This window comes from Cedecea sp. P7760 (genome assembly GCF_013386425.1).
In the GTDB taxonomy this organism is placed as follows: Bacteria; Pseudomonadota; Gammaproteobacteria; order Enterobacterales; family Enterobacteriaceae; genus Cedecea; species Cedecea selenatireducens.
Window position 1 is genome coordinate 144168 of the sequence record NZ_JACARU010000015.1, and the last position, 22559, is coordinate 166726.

Sequence of the window (22559 nt, forward strand, 5' to 3'; positions counted from 1 at the left end):
ATTACTCTTCACCGTTAAATCCGGAGCGGTTCAGCAGGAACTGAGACAGCAGGGCGACAGGACGACCGGTTGCACCTTTTGCCTTGCCGGAGCGCCATGCGGTGCCGGCGATGTCCAGGTGAGCCCAGTTGTACTTACGGGTAAAGCGAGACAGGAAGCATGCCGCGGTAATCGCCCCGCCAGGACGGCCGCCAATGTTTGCCATATCGGCAAAGTTGGACTCCAGCTGTTCCTGGTACTCGTCGCCAATTGGCAGGCGCCATGCGCGGTCACCCGCCTGCTCGGACGCGCTAATCAGCTCGTGCGCCAGCGGATTGTGGTTCGACATCAGGCCGGTGATGTGGTGGCCAAGGGCAATCACGCAGGCGCCGGTCAGGGTAGCGACGTCGATAACCACTTCCGGCTCGAAGCGCTCAACGTAGGTCAGCACGTCGCAAAGCACCAGGCGGCCTTCGGCGTCGGTGTTCAGCACTTCAACGGTCTGGCCGGACATGGTGGTCAGCACGTCACCCGGACGATAGGCGCGGCCGCCCGGCATGTTTTCACAGCCTGCAAGCACGCCAATCACGTTCACCGGCAGGTTCAGCTCGGCAACCATGCGCATCACGCCGTAAACGGAAGCGGCGCCGCACATGTCGTACTTCATCTCATCCATGCCTTCGGCAGGTTTGATGGAGATACCGCCGGAGTCGAAGGTTAAGCCTTTGCCGACCAGCACAATTGGGCGAGCATCCGGGGACGCATTGCCTTTATATTCAATCACCGACATCAGTGATTCGTTCTGCGAGCCTTCACCTACCGCAAGGTAGGAGTGCATGCCCAGCTCTTTCATCTGCTGTTCGCCAATCACGCGGGTGACCACGTTTTTGCTGAACGAGTCCGCCAGCTGACGAGCCTGAGAGGCCAGGTAAGCGGCGTTACAGATATTTGGCGGCATGTTGCCAAGATCCTTCGCGGCTTTGATGCCGGAAGCGATGGCCAGGCCGTGCTGAATTGCGCGCTCACCGCTGGTCAACTCACGACGCGTTGGCACGTTGAATACCATTTTACGCAGCGGGCGACGTGGTTCGGTTTTGTTGGTTTTCAGCTGATCGAAGCTGTACAGCGACTCTTTCGCCGTCTCAACCGCCTGGCGCACTTTCCAGTAGGTGTTGCGGCCTTTAACGTGCAGCTCGGTCAGGAAGCAGACGGCTTCCATTGAACCGGTGTCGTTAAGCGTATTGATTGTTTTCTGAATCACCTGCTTGTACTGGCGCTCATCGAGCTCGCGCTCTTTGCCGCAGCCAATCAGCAGAATGCGTTCAGACAGCACGTTTGGCACGTGATGAAGCAACAAGGTTTGCCCTGGTTTTCCTTCCAGCTCACCACGGCGCAGAAGCGCGCTGATGTAGCCATCGCTGATTTTATCGAGTTGTTCTGCGATCGGGGACAGGCGACGCGGTTCGAAGACTCCCACAACGATGCAGGCACTACGCTGTTTCTCGGGGCTACCGCTTTTTACACTGAACTCCATGCACTACGCTCCTGAATCTTAAAGACAACGGCGGGGGCTACAGGCTAGAATTGCAAGCTTTCGTAACTCATCTCCGCTGTTGCGATGACTTCGTGTTAATCTTAACGAATGGATCTACGTTTTCTATTATGTCTGAACATCGTCCCGTTATGCGAGTTCGCCGGGCTATCTAATCTTAGCGATGTTTTCGACGATTAAAGAGAATAAATGACGTATAAGCGATGAAACAAGCAATTTTCCTGCAAAAAGACTCGTTTTCACAGGCGTATTTAATGTGATTATCATAAGATATCTGGTTCGGGAGACGCTTAAGAGCCAGCTGGCGATCCTTTTTATCCTGCTGCTGATTTTCTTTGCTCAGAAGCTGGTAAGGATCCTGGGCGCTGCCGCCGATGGCGAAATCCCGACAAATCTGGTGCTTTCTCTGCTTGGATTAGGGGTGCCCGAAATGGCGCAGCTAATTCTCCCCTTGAGCCTTTTCCTCGGCTTGCTGATGACGCTTGGGCGTTTGTACACCGAGAGTGAAATCACGGTAATGCATGCCTGCGGTCTGAGTAAAGCGGTACTGGTAAAAGCTGCGATGGTACTTGCACTCTTCACCGGCATTGTGGCCACCGTGAACGTCATGTGGCTGAGCCCGTGGTCCGCTCGTCATCAGGACGAAGTGCTGGCTGAAGCCAGAGCCAACCCGGGCATGGCCGCGCTGGCGCAGGGGCAGTTCCAGGTCGCGACGGACGGTAACGCGGTGCTGTTCATCGAAAGCGCGAAGGGGAAAGAATTTAAAGATGTATTCCTTGCCCAGATGCGTCCTAAGGGCAACACGCGTCCCTCTGTCGTGGTTGCAGATTCAGGCCAAATCTTCCAGCGTCCGGACGGCACTCAGGTCGTTAAGTTAAATACCGGCACCCGCTTTGAAGGGACCTCTACCCTGCGCGACTTCCGCATTACTGATTTCAAAGATTACCAGGCCGTGATAGGCCATCAGGCGGTAATGCTGGACCCATCCGATACCAGCCAGATGAGCATGAGTGAGCTTTGGAACAGCCCTGATCCTTCCGCACGCGCCGAGCTGCACTGGCGGCTGACGCTTATCATGTCAGTGATTCTTATGGCCCTGATGGTTGTCCCACTGAGCGTGGTAAACCCGCGTCAGGGGCGTGTGTTATCTATGCTACCGGCCATGCTGTTGTATCTGGTCTTCTTCCTGCTGCAAAGCTCGCTACGCTCTAGTGGGGCAAAGGAGAAGCTGGATCCGATGATTTGGATGTGGGCAGTGAACCTGACGTATCTGGCGCTGGCTATCGTCCTGAACCTGTGGGATACGGTACCGATGCGCAAAGTGCGTGCCCGCTTTAGCTACAAAGGAGCGGCTTAAATGTTTGGTGTACTTGACCGTTACATCGGTAAAACCATCCTAAACACCATCATGATGACGCTGTTTATGCTGGTATCGCTGTCGGGGATCATTAAGTTCGTTGACCAGTTGAAGAAAACGGGGCAGGGCTCTTATTCTGCGGCGGGCGCTGGAATGTATACCCTGCTCAGCGTGCCGAAAGATATTCAGATTTTCTTCCCGATGGCTGCGTTATTAGGCGCGCTGCTGGGGCTGGGAATGCTGGCTCAGCGCAGCGAACTGGTGGTGATGCAGGCTTCTGGCTTTACCCGCATGCAGATCGCCTCCTCGGTGATGAAAACGGCGATCCCGCTGGTGCTGTTGACCATGGCAATCGGCGAGTGGGTAGCTCCGCAGGGTGAGCAGATGGCGCGTAACTATCGTGCCCAAATGCTGCTGGGTGGCTCTCTGCTTTCCACGACCAACGCTATTTGGGCGAAAGATGGCCACGACTTCGTTTATATCGATCATGTGAACAATGATTCTGAAATTGCCGGCATCATGATTTATCACTTCAACGGCGAGCGTCGCCTGCTTTCGGTACGTAATGCGGCGGCGGCGAAGTACGACGCTGAGCATAAAGTCTGGCGCCTGTCGCAGGTTGACGAGTCTAACCTCTCCGATCCAAAGCAGATCACCGGCTCACAAACCGTCAGCGGCGAGTGGAAAACCAACCTGACGCCGGACAAGCTTGGCGTTGTGGCGCTGGACCCGGATTCACTGTCAATCAGCGGCCTGTACGATTACACGAAGTACCTGAAAACCAGCGGTCAGGACTCCCGACGCTACCAGCTGAATATGTGGAGCAAGATTTTCGCTCCGGTCTCGGTAGCGGTCATGATGCTGATGGCGCTGTCGTTTATCTTTGGCCCACTGCGTAGCGTGCCGATGGGCGTGAGGGTGGTGACGGGGATAAGCTTCGGCTTTATTTTCTACGTGCTGGATCAGGTCTTCGGCCCGCTAACGCTGGTTTACAACATCCCACCGATTGTCGGCGCGCTGCTGCCTAGCGTGACCTTCCTGCTGATCAGCCTCTGGATGCTGACGAAAAGAGCGGGATAAGTTTTACCCTCACCTTTCTTTACCCCCCTCTCCCTTTTGGGGAGAGGGCCGGGGTGAGGGGAATCAGTGAATAAACATCACCGACACACACAAAATCCCGACAATCAGCGTCAGCAGATTCGCCAGCGAACGCCACGGCTTAAGCGCAGGCACCAGATAAGTCGACAGGGTTGGCATAATAAACAGAATCAGCGCGATGAGCGGCCCGCTGATGGCGTAAATCATCGCCAGCGCATTCGGGTTGATATAGCACACCACGAAGGTCAGCAGCGAAATCAGGGTAATAGAAAGCGCCCGGCAGAAAGCCCGACTTCGGCTCATACCCGCCGCGCCCAGCGTGGACTTAACAATCGCCGTCGCCCCTTCAATCACGCCAAAATAGGTGCCCAGGAACGACTTGGACATCGCCACTATCGCGACGATAAAGCCTGAAATGCCCAGCCATGCAGGCGTGCCCGGCACCATCGACAGGGCGGACAGAATAGTCAGGCCCTGCGCCTTCGCAGCGGTAATATCCTGAGCCGGAATCGACAGGAAGCAGCTAAAGACGAAGAACAGCACGCTGCAGCAAATCACAAAATAGGCGACGCGCATGATTTTCTTGCTGTTATTCATCGCCCCTTCGCCATGGCTTTCGCGCTGGGCCACCGCAAAGGTAGAAATAATCGGCGTGTGGCTGAAGGCAAAGACCATCACCGGAATCGACATCCAGATCTCACCCAACGCGTGGCGGTCGAGCACCAGGCCTTCGGTCAACAACGAGGTCTGCCAGCTGCTGGTCAAATACAGCGATAAAAACAGGAAGTAAGCAATCAGCGGGAACACCAGGAACCCCATCACTTTGATGGTCACCTGCCGCCCCATCAGGAAGATCAGGTTCAGCGCCGCAACGACGCCGAGGCTCACCAGCACCCTGACCGTGGTCGTAATCGGCCCGTGTTTGGCCAGCTGCTCGATCAACGAGTTGGTAATGGCGACGGCATAAATCAGGATCACCACAAAAAACGCGACGAAGTAGAGCCCGGTTATCAGGTTGCCGATGGTTTTGCCGTAGTAGTGGGTCACGGCGCTGGTGATGCCGCCGCTGCCCGACGTTTTCGCCGACAGGATGAACTGGCAGAGCGCCCGGTGTGGCCAGTAGGTCAGCGGGTAGGCAATCAACGCCGTAAGGAGGAGAACGATAGCCCCGGCGGAGCCGAGCTGAATAGGGAGAAAAAGGGTTCCTGCGCCAACGGCAGTACCATATAAGGCGAAACTCCACAAAGTTTCTTCTTTTGTCCAGAATTTGCGCATTATTTAATCTTTTCTTCTGACTGATTTCTAAAAACCGGCGTAATCTAGCACAAAACTGACCTGGTGAGTCATGTGGCTGTTATTGCAGGTTTTATTACCAACTATCGGGGAAAGGGTTGAAAGGGAAAGTCCCCTCTCCCTGGAGGGAGAGGGTTAGGGTGAGGGGGGAATGACGGAAACTACCGCTTACGCCCTCCCATAATACTGCCCAGCACGCCGCGAATAATCTGGTTTGTGACCTGCCTCGCCGCGCTCTTCGCCATCGTTTGCACCACGCCGTCGCGCTTGCCGCCTCGCGGCCCGGTGCTGCCAAACAGAATATCTTTTAGCCCGCCGAGGATCCCGTCGTCCACCTCCACGCTCTGGCCTTTGGCCGGCGGCGCATCCTGCTTATCGCCCGCGGCCTGCACGCCTTTTTGCAGCATTTCGTAGGCCGATTCCCGGTCAATCACTTCGTCATATTTGCCGTACAGCGGGGAATGATTCAGCAGGCCGTTACGCTCGTCGTCCGTCACCGGCCCCATGCGCGAACAAGGGGCGATCACCATCGCGCGTTCGACCACCGTCGGGCTGCCTTTGGCGTCGAGGAAGGAAATCAGCGCCTCGCCGGTGCCCAGCTCCTGAATAGCCTTTTCGGTATCGAAAGCCGGATTCGCCCGCATGGTCTGTGCCGCCGCTTTCACCGCCTTCTGGTCTTTTGGCGTAAAGGCGCGCAGGGCATGCTGCACGCGGTTGCCGAGCTGGCCGAGGACCATGTCTGGAATATCCGCCGGGTTTTGCGTCACGAAGTACACGCCCACGCCTTTCGAGCGGATCAGGCGAATCACCTGCTCGATTTTATCCAGTAGAACCTGCGGGGCATCGCTAAACAGTAAATGCGCCTCGTCGAAGAAAAACACCAGCTTCGGCTTGTCGAGATCGCCCGCTTCCGGGAGCTGCTCGTAAAGCTCGGACAGCATCCACAGCAGGCTGGCGGCGTAAAGCTTCGGCATCTGGTAGAGCTTTTCCGCCGACAGAATATTGATGATCCCTTTGCCGTTTGAGTCGGTTCGCATCCAGTCTTTAATATCCAGCATTGGCTCGCCGAAGAAATACTCTGCACCCTCCTGCTCAAGGGAAAGCAGCCCGCGCTGGATAGCGCCCACGGAAGCGCTGCTGATATTGCCGTACTGCGTCTGGAAGGATTTGGCGTTGTCGCCGATGTACTGGGTTAAGGCGCGTAGATCTTTAAAGTCCAGCAGCAGCAGGCCCTGGTCGTCCGAGATGCGGAAGATGATTTGCAGCACGCCGCTTTGCACGTCGTTCAGGTTCAGCAGGCGAGCTAAAAGCAGAGGCCCGAGGTCAGACACGGTGGCGCGAACCGGGTGGCCTTTCTCGCCGAAGATGTCCCACAGCACCACCGGATTGCCGTGCGGCGACCAGTCCGTTACGCCGATATTGGCCAGCCTCGCGAGAAGCTTTTCAGACTCAGCGCCTTCTTCGGCGACGCCGGTTAAATCTCCCTTCACGTCGGCCATAAACACCGGCACGCCGATCTCCGAGAATGACTCAGCCAGCTTTTGCAGCGTCACGGTTTTGCCCGTCCCGGTCGCGCCGGTGATTAACCCGTGGCGGTTCGCCATGTTGGGCAGAATATGCAGTTCAGTCTCTTTAGTTCTGGCAATCAGCAGTGGTTCAGTCATCAGCGTTTCCCTGTGGCAACATTTGTCTAAAGCATAGCTTTCCGCACAAATTGAGCATCAGGATCTTCCCATGTTTACCTCGTCGACCCGCCAAAGGGCTATGCTTGGCAGACTTCACACAAAACCAGGGAAAGCTATGTCCAGATTCTTTTATAACGATCGTAAGCAACTGGTCAACGATGCCATCGAAGGCGTGATTGTAAGTTCCCGCTACCGCAACCTTGTGCGCCTGGATATAGATCCGGCGATTCGCGTGGTCGCTCGCAGCGACTGGGACAAAAGCAAAGTGGCGATTATCTCCGGCGGCGGCTCCGGCCACGAACCGGCGCACGTAGGCTTTGTTGGAAAAGGGATGCTGACCGCGGCGGTATGCGGCGACCTGTTTGCTTCGCCGAGCGTGGACGCGGTGCTGAACGCCATCGTGGGCGTCACCGGCGACCGTGGCTGCCTGCTGATCGTCAAAAACTACACCGGCGACAGGTTGAACTTTGGCCTTGCTGCCGAAAAAGCCAAAAAACACGGCCTGAAGGTCGAGATGGTGATCGTCGGCGACGACATCTCGCTGCCGGATAACAAACAGCCGCGCGGCATAGCCGGCACGGCATTAGTGCATAAAATTGCGGGCTTTGCCGCAGAGCAGGGCAAATCCCTCGGCGAAGTTCGGGACATCGCGCAAAAAGCCTGCGACAGCATTGCCAGCATGGGCGTGGCGATGCAAACCTGCAACCTGCCGGGCAGCGATGAGGCAGAAGGGCGCATTAAGGGCGGCCACGTCGAGCTTGGGCTGGGCATTCACGGCGAGCCGGGCGCCAGCACGGTGGATAGCCAAAACAGCAAAGAGGTGATTGCCACGTTGGCTAAGCATCTGCGTAAAGCCACCGGCAAGGAGAGCGACCTGGCGGTGCTGATCAACAACCTCGGCGGCGTCTCGTCGCTGGAGATGGCGCTGCTGACCAAAGAGTTGATGCACTCTGATCTTGGCTCACAGATCAAATACCTGATCGGCCCCGCGCCGCTGGTGAGCGCCCTCGATATGAAAGGTTTTTCGCTCTCCACCATTAAGCTGACCCCGGACTTTATACAGGCGCTGGAGTCAGACGTGGAAACCGCAGGCTGGCAGCCGATGGTGAAGTACCACAAGATGCCGGAGCAGAAGCAGAGCGCTATCCGCGAAGATCGCGAAGTGAAGCCTTCCGCTAACGACGAAGTGAAAGCCCTGGTGGCGAGCGTGACCAAAACGCTTATCGGGCAGGAAAACCACCTCAACGCGCTGGACGCCAAAGTGGGCGATGGCGATACCGGCTCAACCTTTGCCGAAGGCGCGCGCGACATTGCGAACCTTAACGACAAAGGCAAGCTGCCGCTGAACGACGCCGCCGCGCTGCTGGGGCTGGTGGGCGAGCGGCTGGCAACGGTGATGGGCGGTTCCAGCGGGGTGCTGATGTCTATCTTCTTCACCGCCGCCGGGCAGAAAGTGGGCGAGAAGCAGCCGCTGGCCGAGTCCCTGCTGTTTGGCCTGGCGCAGATGAAGCGCTACGGCGGCGCGGACCTGGGCGACAGAACGCTGATCGACGCTCTGGAACCGGCGCTGGAGGCATTGAGAGATAAAGATCTGAAGGCCGCTTCAAAGGCAGCAGAGAAAGGCGCGGACGACACGGCGAAGATGCAAAAAGCCAACGCCGGGCGCTCGTCCTACGTGAACAGCGATAACCTGGATGGGGTGAAAGACCCCGGAGCCGTCGCCGTGGCGGCGGTATTTGCCGGGCTGGTGAAGTAACTAAAAAGGCTCCCGATTGGGAGCCTTTATCACATCAGAAGTCTGACTTCAGCACCACGCGGTAGCGGGCTTTGCCGTCGCGCACGTGCTGGATGGCCTCGTTGATTTTCGACATCGGGTACAGCTCGATTTGCGGCTGAACCTTTGCCCGGCCCGCAAGCTTCATCAGCGAACGCAGCTCGTGCGGGGAGCCGGTTGCCGACCCGGAGATGCTACGGTCCCCGGCAATCAGGGTGAAGGCCGGCACCTCGAACGGCTTCATCACCGCGCCAACCGTGTGGAAGTTGCCGCCCCAGGCCAGCGCTTTGAAGTACGGCATCCAGTCCAGATCGACATTGACGGTATTAATGATCAGATCGAATTGGCCCGCCAGCGCGGTTAACGCCTCCGGATCGCGGCTGTTCACCACTTTATCCGCGCCCATCGCCAGCACTTCTTCTTTTTTGGACGGGTTAGAGCTGAACGCCGTCACCTCGCAGCCCATGGCGTGCAGCAGCTTGATGGCGATATGCCCGAGGCCGCCGATGCCGATCACGCCCACGCGGCTGGTGGCGGTGATGTGGTGCATCAGCAGCGGTTTAAACACCGTGATGCCGCCGCACAGCAGCGGCCCGGCGGACTCGATATCGATGGACTCCGGCAGCGGGATCGCCCACTGCCAGTCCACGCGAATTTTATCGGCGAAGCCGCCGCGGTTCACGATGGTCGGCACGCTACCTTGCTGGCAGTTGATCTGGCTGCCGCTGATACAGGCGTCGCAGTGGCCGCAGCTTCTCGCCGTCCAGCCGATGCCCACGCGTTGCCCAACTTTCAGCCCTTTACTCTGTGCCGCCGAGCCCAGCGCATGCACGCGGCCAATCACCTCATGCCCGGCGACCAGCGGATACTGCGAGAACCCCCATTCGTTGTCGATCATCGACAGATCCGAATGGCAGATACCGCAGTATTCGACCTTAACTTCGACATCTTCCGGCAGCAGATCGCCCGCGTCGAAATCCTGAAGCTCCAGCTCCGCACCGGCCTTTGGCGCGGCATAACTTTTGATGACAGACATTCGCTCTTCCTCTGTGTTGGCTCTGCAACCAGTTTAGAACATTGCGCGAGACCGGAACCTGGTGGAATGTGCCCTGATGCGCTAAAGCGTTACCCAGCCACCGCCCTGTTCAGCCGAAGCATAAAGCGCGGCGACGATCTGCTGCACCACATAACCCTGTTCGGCATCGGCCACCATTGCCGCCTCGCCCTGAACGCGGCGCACAAAGCTCTCCATGGCACGAAAATGGCGGCGATCGTCGGCGGCTTCGCGGCGCTGGAGCGTTTCCAGCTTGCCGTCTCGATCATGGTAAATATGCGCCGGGAACAGTGTGGCACCGGCGCGTTCGCCGCAGAACTCGATGTTCATCTGCGAGGTTTCTTCCACGTTGAGGATAAAAGAAGTATCCAGCCGCAGAATGCCGCCGCCCTCGAACTCGACCACGCCAAACAGCGCGTCTTCCACTGTATAAAGAGCCGGGTCCCACTCACCAAACTGGCCGCTATTTTTACTGTTGCCCAGCTTGCGGAAGCTGTGGGCCATCACCCGATTCACCTTTGGGAAGCCGAGCACATAAAGCGCGGCGTCCAGCATATGGATGCCGAGATCGATCAGCGGGCCGCCGCCCTGCGAATCCTTGCTGATGAAATTCCCCCACGACGGCACGCCGCTGCGGCGCAGGGCTTTCGCCGTGGTGACATAGACATCGCCCAGCTCACCGGCCTGAACCTGTTCGCGCAGCAGGGCGCTGTCCAGCGCAAAGCGATGGTGGAAATTGTAGGCCAGCACCCGATTCGCCTTTTGCGCCGCCCGCCGCATCTCGTCGGCCTGGGCCACCGTCATCGCCGGAGGCTTCTCGCAAAGCACATGGCAACCGGCCTCCAGCGCCTGCATCACGTGCTCGTAGTGCAGAATATTGGGCGAGCAAACGCTGACGATCTCCGGCTTCGCTTCACGCAGCATCTGCCCGACATCGTCATACGCCGCCGGAATGCCGAGCTTATCCGCAAACGCCTGAGTACGCGCAAGGTCGCGCCCGCAGGCCGCCGCCAACGTCAGCGATGGATTGGTAGCGTAGTAAGCCGCGTGAACGTTCTCGGCGATCTGCCCCGGCCCGATGATGGCGACTCGCATGGAGGGTGTTGTGGTTGGGTTGGGCATGGGGGACTCCGGTGGGTAGGTTAGCGACGAGTAAGTATCACGTTCAGCCATATCTCATCGCGATCGGGGCGAACATCGTGGGTGAGCCATTGCTCTGCTATCTCCAGATCGGGCAGATCCTTTAACAAGGTTGTTAGCCTTGCCTCGTTGATATCGGTAAAGCTGCGGCCATCCTTCTCGCGCTCGCTATCACCATATTTAAACGAGAAGTACCAGATGCCACCGGGTTTTAAGGCCGCCGCCAGCTTCTGCATTACGCCGGGTAGCTCCGCAAAAGGCACATGTAGCAGCGAGGCGCAGCACCAGATACCGTCGTATTCTTCACTGGCCTCTACGTCAGCAAAAGTCATTTTCTTCACCGACAGGCCGCTATGCTCCCGTGCCAGCGCCACCAGTTCAGAAGACGCATCGAAGGCATCGACCTGGTAGCCCATCTGCGTGAAGGCCAGCGCGTCCCGCCCGGAGCCGCAACCTGCATCCAGCACTTTTGCTTGGGCAGGCAGGCGGCTGGTAAACGCTTCATACAGCGAGGACATATCCACGTTTACCGTGCCTTCGAAGAAGGCCTTGGCGTGAATCTGGTAATAACTGGAGTTCATCAGAGAATCAGTTCCTTCTGCACAGGCGGTTGCCAGGTTTGCAGGCGGCAGGCATGTGCCTCGTTCCACCTGTCGTTTAAAAATGCTCTGCGCTTCGCCTCATTATTGCCCGTCTGGTTGATGATTGCCTCATGCAGCGGCAGGCGGCTGTTAATGAAGTATTCATTTCGGGCGTGGAGCCGGTAAAGCAGATCGATGTGTGGCACTCTGGCAAACTTGCCTTGTTCACCCCGGTTGCAGTTCTGGCAGGCAAGAACAAGGTTCCAGACGCCGTTGAGGTTAGTCCCCGGCATGCCATGCTGAGCAACCAGCGGCAGGAAGTGATCGACATCGGCCAGCAGTGGGTGGCCGGTTTCGAGACCAATAGGGGCGTGGCAGTAGAAACAGTGGCCTTTCTGATAGCCGTTCAGGCTGTTACGGCAGCTGGTTAGCGTGATGCGGCTGTTGGCTAGCTGGGTAAATAGCGTTTCCTGCTGTGGATCGAAATGCACGTCCAGCAGTTGCGCAGGCAGGCTCATCTCCCAGGCTTTCTCGACCAGACACCAACGGGCATCGGTTTCATGAATCAGGCTGTGAAACTGCGATGTCTCCGTCAGCCGGTAAAAATCATCCGTCAGGCGGATGCCCTGGCTGCTCCGTACCTCGTTGATAAAAAACTGCTTATCAATTTGGCTGCCGCTGATGTTATGAAAGGCGTCCAGCACCACTTTAAAGCCGTGTTTCACCGTCGCCTGAATCAGCTGGCTGTGCGAAATCTCACCGTTGTTGTACTGGACGGCTGCGGTTAAAAATGGCCCCTGTTTGCTCATATTGAGCGTCTGTTTTGGCGCTAGCTTCAGATGCTCGCAGATATGTTTGCTGAACGGCACAGCTAAATCTTCCAGCATCACCAGCGTGTTATTGCGCTCGACATCGTATAGCGCATGGGCCAGCGCAAACTTGTAGGTGGCGAAGTTGTTCCCAAAGAGGATCACGCCCCGCCAGTAGTTTTCCAGCGCAGGATCGACCTGGTAAAAACGCATACGTTTTCCTGGTTACGGTTTGCTAGTGCAAAGGGAGGTGGGTACGAGAACCCGTAACTGGATCACATAACAAATGAAAGATGATGTAAACCGTAGAGCGATAGATTTACTGAATATGTGAAGTGAGGGAGCGCTTATCCGGCGGGCAGGGCAGAGCAAAGGGGAACGCTGAAAAATTCAGCACTTAACGAGACTTACGTGCAGCACTGCTTGCAAGGCGGCCAGCGACAGGTATAATCCACAACGTTTCCGCATACCCCTTCAGTGCCGAAGTGGCGAAATCGGTAGACGCAGTTGATTCAAAATCAACCGTAGAGATACGTGCCGGTTCGAGTCCGGCCTTCGGCACCATCGATATGCAAATTGAAGCTACCTACGGGTGGCTTTTTTTGTGTCAGAGCTCACTGAAATAAACTAAATAATCATATTATATCTGATCGTTCTTTTACGTTTATTGATTACTCTTTAATGTATTAAAAGGAACAATATTAAACATGGGCCTATCTCAGTTTGGAAAAGATTTTGATGTAAAGTTAAAAAATCAAAAAAGAATTAAAGATTTTATTCATTATTTCGAAGTGGTTGGGAAAGTCATCCCAGTATTGATTTTTTTCTCAACTATATATGGTTCTTTTCAGCTTTTTAATTTTTCTAACCAGTATCATATCTCTTTCTTAGATTTGGCAAAATCAAACGTTATTTTTACCTATGGGATTTTGTTTTTTATTTTAACATCTGTGATTATATTTCTTCCATTTTCAGTTTTGATTTGGAATTTTTCCTTTGGTAATGCTGTATATAAAACGTTTATTAGAAGATCAAGGGTTGGTTTTTTAAGGAAGTATAAAGATTTTGCATTAATAATCCTTTGTTTTTTTGTTTCTTTATGGCCGTTGATCTTTATCATTGAAAATACTATGTTGTGGACAGTGCTATTTTTAATGATGCCATTATTTTTCGGTTTGTATGTAATTTTTTTTACTGGGAAGTCTAATTTTAACTTTAGGCATTTATCATTCTATAATGGATTAATTGAAAAATTAACAATTGTATTCTTTCTGTGCATACCAGTATTTCTAGGAATGTTATGCTTCTTGCTTTTCATTCAGATCTTTAAAAGATATTTGTCTGATGCGCCTGCTGCACTGGTTTTGTTCATAACATCACTGATTGTTTTTTCACTTTCGTATCTGGCTATTAAATCATCTATAACAAAGAAAACTACAGCTGTGGCGAAGGAGGTTTTGTTCGGTATAATAATTTTTGTGTTTTTTGTGTTGTCTATACCACTAAATGATTTCATATCGGATAAAGTTGCAAAAACTGCTGGTCTTGGTTTTGAAGCAAGATGCTATCAGGCTAATGAAATAAAAAAGGCTAGTATTCCTGGTGAGTATGTAAAGAATACGTCAAATGAAAAAATAGCAAAAATCTTTGTGGTTGCTAATATTGATGATATTTATTACTTGAGCATTAATGATCAGCCAGAGCCAAAAGCAACGCTAAGGTTTAAAAATAGTAATTTAATGCAGATATCCTGTCCTAAATAAATAATCAGGACTGTCTCTCACATAAATTGTGGAGGCAGTCCTGATAAATGCAATCAAGCCCCTTTCAACATATCAAACACAACCCGAGCAAATCCCTGAGCGATTTCCGGGTTGGAAAGATACTGGATCATCATCTCCTGCTGAGCATCGTTGCTGTCCATTACGGCATCATCAATGGCTTTGGGGAAGTCCCCAAGCATGGCTTGTTCACGCGTGTTGTTGGCTATCTGAGTCATCACTGCCTTGTTTTCCGATAACTTATCCCGAACGGTAAAGGCGTAGTTAATCATGTCTTTGTCGCTCAGGTTGTCGGTGATAAACAGGTCGTTCAGGCGTGCCAGAATATTCGACAGAAACTCTTCTTTCTTGTCCTTCGGTTTTGCAGTGCCAATATCGTTGGCTGGGGTGATTTTGTAGTCTTCTGCATCTTCCTGTAGCTTGAGATGTTGTTCGTGGAGCTTCGATAAACGGTAATGGCTCATCTCCACGTTACTTAAATCAATCTCGTCTTCCTCTACGCGTTGTTCATGCAGCAGAGGGCGAAGGTGGCGGGCAAACAGGCTCAGCTTCTCGAGGTTTTTGTCGTCGTAATCGACAATTTGCGACATAAACTCGTAGAAACGGACAAAGCTGCCGAGATCCTTTTTAAAGATATCCAGTTTGTCTTTTTCCTGCTTGCAGGCCTTAAAGCTATTTTCTGCGTTGGTGATCAGTACCGTATCGCCGGTTTTTTTGGTGCGTTCGAACAATTCTTTTGCCAGCACATAAGCGTCAATAGCCGAGCTGTAACGCTGTTTCCAGCGTTCCACCGCAGGTTTGCAGATATTGCTAATGGCCGCATTGGATTTGTTTTTGGTGAAGAACGCTTCGCAGAACTGCTCCACTTCGTTCCACAGGAAAATACCGCTGGTGCGCAGCTTCTCATACAGCTCAAAAACCTGCTGCGGGTCGCTGACGTCCGTCAGTTCTGCCGTTTGGTAATAAGGCTGGAATGAGCCCAAAATTTCGTCCGGGTCATTATAGAAATCGAGCACAAAGGTCCCGGATTCTTTCTTACCGGGATAAGTTCGATTAAGGCGTGAGAGCGTCTGAACGCATTCCACTCCACCCAGCGCTTTATCCACATACATGGCGCACAATTTAGGCTGATCAAAACCAGTCTGGAATTTGTTGGCGACCAGCATGACCTGGTAATCATCGCTATCGAACGCTTTACGCATATCGCGGCCTTTCAGCCCTGGATTCATGTTCGTTTCGGTAAACTTCTGGTTCAGCAGCGCGAGGCTGTTATGGTCGCTTTCAAAGAATTCGACCTCGCCGGAGAACGCAACCATGGCGCTAATCTTCTGGTACTTGTTCTCGGCGATGTATTTATCAAACGCCAGCTTATAGCGGACCGCGGCTTTACGTGAGCTGGTGACCACCATGGCCTTGGCCTGCCCGCCAAGCAGATGTGCGATATGCTTACGGAAATGCTCGACGATGACTTTCACTTTTTGCGAAACATTATGGTCGTGAAGCGTGACCCACTGGTTCAGTCTGACCTTCGCTTTTTTGCTGTCCACTTCCCGGTCTGGATCGTTCAGTTTTTGCAGGAGCTTATAGGCCACTTTGTAGTTGGTGTAATTTTTTAGCACATCGAGAATAAAGCCTTCTTCGATGGCCTGGCGCATGGAATAAACGTGGAACGCTTCGGGTTTGTTGCTTTTTGAGGCGGGCTCAAGCGGGTTAGGGCGGCGACCAAACAGCTCCAGCGTTTTGGCCTTTGGCGTGGCGGTAAAAGCATAGTAATTCAGATTATTGCTGCCTTTACGTGCGGCGACGGTGGCATCCAGAATATCTTCCGAAGACAGCTCTACATCGTCATCCGCCTCTTCTTTCATCAGCACTTCTTTCAGCTGCCGTGCCGTAGAGCCGCTTTGTGAGGAGTGTGCTTCGTCGGCAATAACCGCATATTTACGTTGCTTAAGGCTGACGCTGTTTTCAATCGCCTTTAATACAAACGGGAAGGTCTGAATGGTGACGATAATGATCGGCTGGGAGTTTTCCAGCGCGAACGCGAGCTTCTCAGATTTCGAGCCGTCGCCTTCTTTATTGTTGATGCGCCCGACGACGCCGTCCTGATGTTCAAACTGATAAATAGTGTCCTGGATCTGATCGTCCAGCACCGTTCGGTCCGTTACGACAATAACCGAGTGGAACTGCTTTTCGCCTTTCTCGTCGTGTAGGCGGGAAAGCTGATGCGCGGTCCAGGCAATCGAATTGGATTTACCGGAGCCCGCACTGTGCTGAATCAGGTATTTATTGCCCGTGCCTTCTACAGTCGCGGCGGTGAGCAGTTTATTCACCACGTCCCACTGGTGATAGCGCGGGAAAATCAGGCTCTCTTTTTTGCCCTTCAGGCCGTTCCACTCTTCTTTTTCTTCGATTTGCAGGTGCACAAAGCTGGCAATAATTTTCAGCAGGTTGTCTGGCAGCAACACTTCATTCCACAGGTAGCTGGTGGCGTAGTCGTTTTCATTTTCCGGGATGTCGTTTCCCGCCCCGCCGTCATGCGTACCCTTGTTAAACGGCAGGAAGAAGGTTTTATCGCCGTCGAGCCTGGTGGCCATAAAAACTTCGTACTGGCTGACGGCAAAGTGCACCAGCGCCCCGCGCTTAAAGGTCAGCAGCGGTTCGAGTTTATTGGTCCCGGGGTCCTTCGGCAAACGCGTTTTCTTATATTGCGTGATGGCGTTTTGCACCGTCTGCTTAAATTCAGACTTCAGCTCCAGCGTCGCTATCGGCAGGCCATTGACGAACAATACCAGGTCGATACGCCATTTTTTCGCTTTGGCGCCTGTTTCTTCAAACACGCTTTTAGAGGCATGTGGGCTGTAAACCAGCTCCGGCACAACGCGGCAGATATTCTGCTGATAGCGAGCCAGGGTTTCCAGGTTGAGATTATGCTCCGGCTTGAACTGGCACAGGGAAAAACGGGCGTTATGGCTTTTAATCCCATGGCGCAGCACGCCGAGCGTGCCATAAGTGCGCGACAGCATATCGGTAGCGTTGATGTCCGCTTTTTTCAGCTGGGCTACCAGCACATCGAGGAAATGACGCTCGGTATCGGTAGGGTAAATCTTGGCAAATTTCTCCCACTCCTGCGGCTGCGTGGTCTGCACAAAGATCAGTGCATCCTGCGAGTACAGCGCACGTTCGCGATCGTAACCGTCGGTTTTGCCACGAATCCAGCCGGTAGCTATCATCTGGGCGATCATTTCATCCTGGAAGATCAGCTCTTTAGTGCTATCCATGCTCATGCGGTTGCCTCCTGAGATACCTCTGTGTCTTGAGTGGCGGGCGCTACCCAGTCGCGGACGTCGATTTTTCCGGTGACGGCGGCGGAAATAAGGGCGGTGCGACGTTCCTGGAGCAGCAGAATAATATTTTTCGCATTTTTTTCAAGAGTATCTAATTGTGGTAATCTAATTTTTAGATACCCTAAAACTGCACCAATCTCTTCTTCTGGTGGTAAACATATATTAATTTTTGAGGTCTGCTCAAAATTGAGCCCATCCCTGTTTCCACCGACCTGGCATGCTTCAATCTGTTCCTTGGTTGAGGACGATTTCATGGCATATGAAATAAAGTCACGAATATTTTCAGTGAAACGTAATATGCAAACGTGTTGATTCACATTAGCTTCAATAAATGGTGTGGGAACTATACAACTACGACCAATCGAACCACCGGTAATATTAAGTAATATATCACCTTCAAGAACACGAGTTCCTTTCATGTCATTATGTGTTTTAAAGTCGATAAAAACGCACTCTGAAGATCCTACCCTAAGTCCATCATCGTAGATATTTTGACTTCTTAAGAAGAGTACTCCCTCATCAAGGTATATTTCTGAACCACCTCTTGGAGTTTTGCCACTTCCTATTTTTATAGCATGATAACCCAGCCTGGTTACGGTCCAATGCTCCGGTACTTCCCCCAGCCACTCAACACCAGAATCTTTCATCGGCACATCAGGGTTTAGCCCTTTGGTGACGGCATGGCTAATTACTGCCTGACGTTTTTCTTTCAGCAGTTCAATCAGTTGTTGTTGTTTCTCGATCAGGTTGTCGATTTTTGCGGTTTCGTGATCGAGAAATACAGAAATTATTTTCTGTTCATTTAATGGGGGGTAACAACAGTATATAGATTTAAAGTCATCTTTATTTAATTTTGGCTGAGCAGAGGACGCGGTTGCTTTTAAAATCAACTGCTTGGAAATGTTGTCAGCCTGTCCTACATATGCAATAAATTCGCTAGAAATTTTTTTGTGCGAAAACTTTGCCATGAACATATTGGGAGCTAAAGAAGCTGGCCCTTTGTTGTAAGGCATTTGATAAAACAATCCAGCATATGCCCCAACATTAGCTAAAAGAAACTCTCCGCCATAAAGCGATGATTTACTTAGGTAATTATAAGAATTTTTATCAACCCAAACCCCGTTGCTATTATTTAAATCATGCCTAAGGTCTGTTAGACGAACTAATCTAGCATATGACGGGTCATCTAAATATGTAACATTAGACTTTAGGTCTGCAAAAGAACCATTAGCCGTATAGTCAGTTAGTATTGTCTTTAAATAACCAAATTTGGACTTAATCCAATGACTTGGAATATCCCCCAACCACTCAACCCCAGAATCCTTATACTCCGGATACGCCTTATACTTAGCCATCAGGAATGTACCTCCTGCAGCAGCTTCATAATCTCGGCGCTGACCGCATCCAGGTCGGCATCAATTTCTTCCAGCGGGCGCGGTGGCTGATAAACGTAGAAATGGCGGTTAAACGGAATTTCATAACCGACAATCCCCACCTCATTATCTTTCGCATCACGTTTATCGGCGTTGATCCACGCATCCGCTACGTGCGGCAGGACTTCTGCTTTGAAGTAATTTTCAATCAGGTCGCTGGTGGACACTGCCGGGTTCAGCGGCACGTTCTCGTTATCGCGCAGATCGCCATCTTGTTCAAACTCGACCACTCTGCCTTTGTATTCAAACGCACCGTACAGCGGCTGGGCGGCTTCTTTTAGCTCCTTCTTAACCACCGGCTCGGCATCCGGGTTTTTGGTGGTGATGGCGTCGATAAACTGCTTGTTCTCTTTGGCGTCCAGCTTCACGCCTGCGGTTTTGAAAGCCCCTTTCAGGGTTAACTGGAACTGGTTGAAGTCGTTACTGACCACTTCTTTGCCACCAGCCAGTGCGCCCAGCGCCGTCTGAATCTGCTGCGCTTTTTCCATCAATCCGCGCTGGGCCAGCCACAGTTTGCTGTCGAGCAGGTCTTTGATTTGTTTCTCTTTCAGTTCGGCGAATTCAGCTTTGATGATGGCGCGTGCTTCCGCTTCAATCCTGGAGAAATCACCGTAGCTTTCTGCCTGCCACTGGGCAGCGAACTCTTCATACAGGCGTTCCATCGGTGCATTGAACGGCTTTGGCGCAAAGCGCAGGCTGGCAATCGCTTCATCGGTCACCTGAGCAGACAACCGCAGCGGGCGCTCAATGGTCAGGCGGCGGTAGCCAAAGTCGGTGCTGTTAAAGATTTTGCTGGCGAAGGTTTTCGACGCTTCGGTTTTAGCGGTAGCAGGCTGACGGCCCCGGTTAGATTTTTGCTCCGCGGCTTTTTCCAGACCCAGCTCTTCCAGCGGTGTCGCGTCCACGACCTCAAATGCACCGAATGTCTCGGTAATAAGCCGGATGTCGTCCTCGCCCATCAGGTTACGCTTGGAGCCTAAAGACTTACGCATTTTTCCGCACAGATTGGTGCCATCAATCAACTGCACTTTGCTCTTACGCTCAGGCGCTTTCTTGTTGGATAGGATCCAGACGTAGGTGGCGATGCCGGTGTTGTAGAACATATCCGTTGGCAGCGCGACGATGCCTTCCAGCAGGTCGGCCTCCAGTATATGGCGGCGGATTTCACTTTCACCGCTGCCTGCGCCGCCGGTAAACAGTGGGGAGCCGTTAAGGATTATCCCGATACGCCCGCCGTTACTCACGCTGCCGTCGATATTGTGGCCGTCGCGCATTTTACTGATCAGGTGCAGGAGGAACAGCAGGGAGCCGTCGGAAACGCGCGGCAGGCCAGGCCCGAAACGGCCGTTGAAACCTTTCTGCGTATGTTCGTCGTTAATCTCGCCTTCGATCTTCTTCCAGTCCACGCCAAACGGCGGGTTAGACAGCATGTAGTCGAACTGATCCAGCGGCAGCTGGTCGTTAGATAGGGTGTTACCCAGCTTAATGCGGCTGACGTCCTGACCTTTGATCAGCATATCGGCTTTACAGATAGCGTAGGATTCCGGGTTCAGTTCCTGACCAAAAGCGCGCATTACCGCATTGGGGTTCAGCTCGTGCACGTATTCCATGCCGGAAGAGAGGAAGCCGCCCGTGCCTGCTGTCGGGTCGTAAATAGTGCGGATGATGCCGTCCTTAGACAGGGCTTCATCATCTTCCATAAATACCAGCGAAGTGGTTAAACGCACGATATCGCGCGGGGTGAAGTGCTCCCCGGCCGTCTCGTTGGAGCTTTCCGCAAACCGACGGATTAGCTCCTCAAAAACCAGGCCCATTTCATGGTTGGAAATCGCCTTCGGGCTGAGATCGGTGGTGGCGAATTTCTTCACCACTTTGTAGAGCAGGTTGGCGTCTTCCAGCAGGCCAACAAATTCGCTGAATTTGAAGTGCTCGAATATTTCGCGCGCATCCTTTGAGAACGACTGAATGTAGTTCTCGAGGTTGGCTTTAATATCATTCTGCCCCATCTTGCCGAGATCCATCGGGGAGGTGTTGTAGAACGACAGGTTATTGGTCGCGCGTAACAAAAGCTTCTCTTTGCCTTCTTCCGGCAGCGGACTGGACTTTAGCTTTACAGCTTCTGCAACCACCGCGTCCTTACTCTCCGCCAGCACACACTCCAGGCGGCGCAGCAGCGTAAAGGGCAGGATCACACGCCCATATTGGGATTGTTTGAAGTCACCGCGAAGCAGGTCGGCAACGGCCCAGATAAAGGCCGCAGTCTGAGAGAAGTTTGTGTTAGTCATGAAAGTTACCAAAACAGTTGCAGTTATAGAGGAGGATTATACAGAGCCGCTACCCGTTCGCACGGCATTCCCCCCACCAGAAAAGGTCATTGCGTTTTTACTGCTCTATCTCAAACTCATCAAAAAGCTGCAGATCAACGTCAAGCAGCTCAACGGCATTGCTGCGGCGAATGCCGACGTTATTTTCAATCAACAGCTCGACCAGCCGCTCTCCGTCGATAAGCGTGATTGGCGCAGCCCCAGGGAAAAGCGCGGCTTCTGCACACTTAGCGGCAAACTTACCGGTGGTAATCAGAGTGCCCCGAATGGCTTTATGGTAGGGAAGTGCCCCGCGTAGCTGGTCGATAAAAGGCCGCGTGATGGTGCCCTGCATACGCTTGACCTGCACAACTTCAGTAATCGTGGTGATGCCAACCTGCACCTGGCCGACAACGTCGACGCCTTTGTCGCCGGAGGCTTTGGTGACTTCAACCTGCTCGTAGCCCATCGCCTCCAAAAGCTGGCCGATAAGATGCTCAAACTTGTAAGGATTCATGGTGCTGATTTGCTCGTGAAGCAGTTCTTTTTGCTTCTCGTTGTAGCGTTTGACCGCCTCCAGCAATTCCTTCCGAGGATCTGTCTTGCGGGCCGGAAGTGCTTTCCCCAGCCACAGGCGGCCAGTGTCGGTTATCTGGTAGCTCATGCCTTCGCGAGCGACCATCTTCCGGTCTATCAAGTTGTATAAGCGGGAATAAAGCGTGCTTTTGATGGAGCTGGCTGAGGCAAATTTTGAATGCTGATGCAAAAATGCCTGCCATTCAGGCAGCAAATCAGCGCGCTTAGCCATTTCGCGGCCTGCCAGGAGTTCCAGAAGCTGCAGCAAACCTTCCTGATCGTCCAGGGATCGCAGAACTTTTTCATCACCTTTTAGAAAAAGTTTGCCGGTCTCTGTGGGCACCCAGGCACCCTCAGCCGTGGTTTCCATCAGGTCAAACTTTGGGAGGTTAAGAAACAGATAGCATCCGTAGCTGTGCCGTGGATTTAAAATATGACCGTCTGTATTCCATATTGCCTGGGCTAAATCAGCATCTTCACCCTTGAGGCGGGCTTTGATCCAGCTGTCCGGCTCTGACCAGTCCACAGGGTTTTGCGGCGTGCCTGTTTGCTCATGAATGGCCGTAATCATGTTTCGGACGGATTGCAGCTGGATCCCGGAAGTGGCTTTCATCATCGCGCTAGCCTGAGCATAAGTAGGAAAGAGTGGAGTGATGACTTTGTAGTTTTGCACGTTTATCCCTCAACGAACGAATTATCGCTTCAGGGGATTATACGAGCCTTATTTATGCATTTGATAGCACTGATATTTGAGAGGAGAGTCTATTGAGATGTGGAAACAATCGGTTATGTTTCCACAT

The 22559-nt window shown here is 53.0% G+C and carries 15 protein-coding genes and 1 tRNA gene; 5 read left to right on the forward strand and 11 right to left on the reverse strand.

Features of this window, described 5'->3' with window-relative positions; genetic code table 11:
- Window position 1 precedes the first annotated feature (1 nt).
- Window positions 2-1513 (reverse strand): leucyl aminopeptidase, encoded by a 1512-nt coding sequence (pepA, locus tag HX778_RS06205; RefSeq protein ID WP_038478652.1) that lies wholly within the window; start codon window positions 1511-1513, stop codon window positions 2-4.
- Between the two features lie 274 nt (window positions 1514-1787).
- On the opposite strand from pepA, the gene lptF reads away from it, so the two are divergent.
- Complete coding sequence (lptF, locus tag HX778_RS06210) at window positions 1788-2888, forward strand: LPS export ABC transporter permease LptF (protein WP_038478655.1); 1101 nt, start codon at window positions 1788-1790, stop codon at window positions 2886-2888.
- Window positions 2889-3968 carry an LPS export ABC transporter permease LptG gene (gene lptG, locus HX778_RS06215; RefSeq protein ID WP_038478658.1) on the forward strand — a complete coding sequence of 360 codons (1080 nt, stop codon included), beginning with the start codon at window positions 2889-2891 and terminating at the stop codon, window positions 3966-3968.
- A gap of 63 nt (window positions 3969-4031) precedes the next feature.
- Here lptG and HX778_RS06220 read toward each other — a convergent pair whose 3' ends face one another.
- Both HX778_RS06220 and HX778_RS06225 read right to left on the reverse strand, forming a co-directional pair.
- Window positions 4032-5261 carry an amino acid permease gene (locus HX778_RS06220; protein WP_038478661.1) on the reverse strand — a complete coding sequence of 410 codons (1230 nt, stop codon included), beginning with the start codon at window positions 5259-5261 and terminating at the stop codon, window positions 4032-4034.
- Window positions 5262-5440: 179 nt separating this feature from the next.
- Window positions 5441-6943 (reverse strand): helicase HerA-like C-terminal domain-containing protein, encoded by a 1503-nt coding sequence (locus HX778_RS06225; RefSeq protein WP_176981528.1) that lies wholly within the window; start codon window positions 6941-6943, stop codon window positions 5441-5443.
- A gap of 136 nt (window positions 6944-7079) precedes the next feature.
- Between HX778_RS06225 and HX778_RS06230 the strand changes: the two genes are divergently transcribed.
- A complete protein-coding gene (locus tag HX778_RS06230; RefSeq protein ID WP_176981529.1) occupies window positions 7080-8720 on the forward strand; it encodes a dihydroxyacetone kinase subunit DhaK in 1641 nt (546 codons plus the stop codon).
- A gap of 34 nt (window positions 8721-8754) precedes the next feature.
- Here HX778_RS06230 and HX778_RS06235 read toward each other — a convergent pair whose 3' ends face one another.
- The 4 genes from HX778_RS06235 to HX778_RS06250 all read right to left on the reverse strand — a co-directional run bounded on the left by HX778_RS06235 (window position 8755) and on the right by HX778_RS06250 (window position 12535).
- Complete coding sequence (locus HX778_RS06235) at window positions 8755-9774, reverse strand: NAD(P)-dependent alcohol dehydrogenase (protein ID WP_154188442.1); 1020 nt, start codon at window positions 9772-9774, stop codon at window positions 8755-8757.
- 81 nt (window positions 9775-9855) lie between these two features.
- On the reverse strand, window positions 9856-10914 hold the full coding sequence (locus tag HX778_RS06240) for a Gfo/Idh/MocA family protein (RefSeq protein ID WP_176981530.1): 1059 nt from the start codon (window positions 10912-10914) through the stop codon (window positions 9856-9858).
- 20 nt (window positions 10915-10934) lie between these two features.
- Window positions 10935-11513, reverse strand: a complete 579-nt coding sequence (locus HX778_RS06245) for a bifunctional 2-polyprenyl-6-hydroxyphenol methylase/3-demethylubiquinol 3-O-methyltransferase UbiG (protein ID WP_176981531.1) — start codon at window positions 11511-11513, stop codon at window positions 10935-10937.
- Window positions 11513-12535, reverse strand: a complete 1023-nt coding sequence (locus HX778_RS06250) for an HNH endonuclease (RefSeq protein WP_176981532.1) — start codon at window positions 12533-12535, stop codon at window positions 11513-11515. Before HX778_RS06250 ends, HX778_RS06245 begins: the two co-directional genes overlap by 1 nt.
- Window positions 12536-12801: 266 nt before the next feature.
- Between HX778_RS06250 and HX778_RS06255 the strand changes: the two genes are divergently transcribed.
- Both HX778_RS06255 and HX778_RS06260 read left to right on the forward strand, forming a co-directional pair.
- Window positions 12802-12886 (forward strand) — tRNA-Leu (locus HX778_RS06255).
- Window positions 12887-13029: 143 nt separating this feature from the next.
- A complete protein-coding gene (locus tag HX778_RS06260; protein ID WP_176981533.1) occupies window positions 13030-14085 on the forward strand; it encodes a hypothetical protein in 1056 nt (351 codons plus the stop codon).
- Between the two features lie 53 nt (window positions 14086-14138).
- Here HX778_RS06260 and HX778_RS06265 read toward each other — a convergent pair whose 3' ends face one another.
- The 4 genes from HX778_RS06265 to HX778_RS06280 form a co-directional block, all read right to left on the reverse strand.
- A complete protein-coding gene (locus HX778_RS06265) occupies window positions 14139-17387 on the reverse strand; it encodes a type I restriction endonuclease subunit R (protein WP_176981534.1) in 3249 nt (1082 codons plus the stop codon).
- On the reverse strand, window positions 17384-18802 hold the full coding sequence (locus HX778_RS06270) for a restriction endonuclease subunit S (RefSeq protein WP_176981535.1): 1419 nt from the start codon (window positions 18800-18802) through the stop codon (window positions 17384-17386). Before HX778_RS06270 ends, HX778_RS06265 begins: the two co-directional genes overlap by 4 nt.
- Entirely contained in the window at window positions 18802-21165 is a 2364-nt protein-coding gene (locus HX778_RS06275; protein ID WP_176981536.1) for a class I SAM-dependent DNA methyltransferase, read from the reverse strand. The genes HX778_RS06270 and HX778_RS06275 overlap by 1 nt, the downstream gene beginning before the upstream one ends.
- 97 nt (window positions 21166-21262) lie before the next feature.
- The gene (locus HX778_RS06280) at window positions 21263-22432 is read right to left on the reverse strand and encodes a restriction endonuclease (protein WP_176981537.1); all 1170 of its coding nucleotides are present in this window, start codon (window positions 22430-22432) and stop codon (window positions 21263-21265) included.
- Between the last annotated feature and the right edge of the window lie 127 nt (window positions 22433-22559).

Excerpts from the sequence above, each read along its gene's own strand:
- pepA (WP_038478652.1), bottom strand. The coding sequence starts at position 1,513 with ATGGAGTTCAGTGTAAAAAGCGGTAGCCCCGAGAAACAGCGTAGTGCC.
- HX778_RS06275 (WP_176981536.1), bottom strand. The coding sequence starts at position 21,165 with ATGACTAACACAAACTTCTCTCAGACTGCGGCCTTTATCTGGGCCGTT.
- HX778_RS06265 (WP_176981534.1), bottom strand. The coding sequence starts at position 17,387 with ATGAGCATGGATAGCACTAAAGAGCTGATCTTCCAGGATGAAATGATC.
- HX778_RS06240 (WP_176981530.1), bottom strand. The coding sequence starts at position 10,914 with ATGCCCAACCCAACCACAACACCCTCCATGCGAGTCGCCATCATCGGG.
- lptG (WP_038478658.1), top strand. The coding sequence starts at position 2,889 with ATGTTTGGTGTACTTGACCGTTACATCGGTAAAACCATCCTAAACACC.
- HX778_RS06250 (WP_176981532.1), bottom strand. The coding sequence starts at position 12,535 with ATGCGTTTTTACCAGGTCGATCCTGCGCTGGAAAACTACTGGCGGGGC.
- HX778_RS06230 (WP_176981529.1), top strand. The coding sequence starts at position 7,080 with ATGTCCAGATTCTTTTATAACGATCGTAAGCAACTGGTCAACGATGCC.
- HX778_RS06235 (WP_154188442.1), bottom strand. The coding sequence starts at position 9,774 with ATGTCTGTCATCAAAAGTTATGCCGCGCCAAAGGCCGGTGCGGAGCTG.
- HX778_RS06270 (WP_176981535.1), bottom strand. The coding sequence starts at position 18,802 with ATGGCTAAGTATAAGGCGTATCCGGAGTATAAGGATTCTGGGGTTGAG.
- HX778_RS06225 (WP_176981528.1), bottom strand. The coding sequence starts at position 6,943 with ATGACTGAACCACTGCTGATTGCCAGAACTAAAGAGACTGAACTGCAT.
- HX778_RS06245 (WP_176981531.1), bottom strand. The coding sequence starts at position 11,513 with ATGAACTCCAGTTATTACCAGATTCACGCCAAGGCCTTCTTCGAAGGC.
- HX778_RS06220 (WP_038478661.1), bottom strand. The coding sequence starts at position 5,261 with ATGCGCAAATTCTGGACAAAAGAAGAAACTTTGTGGAGTTTCGCCTTA.
- HX778_RS06260 (WP_176981533.1), top strand. The coding sequence starts at position 13,030 with ATGGGCCTATCTCAGTTTGGAAAAGATTTTGATGTAAAGTTAAAAAAT.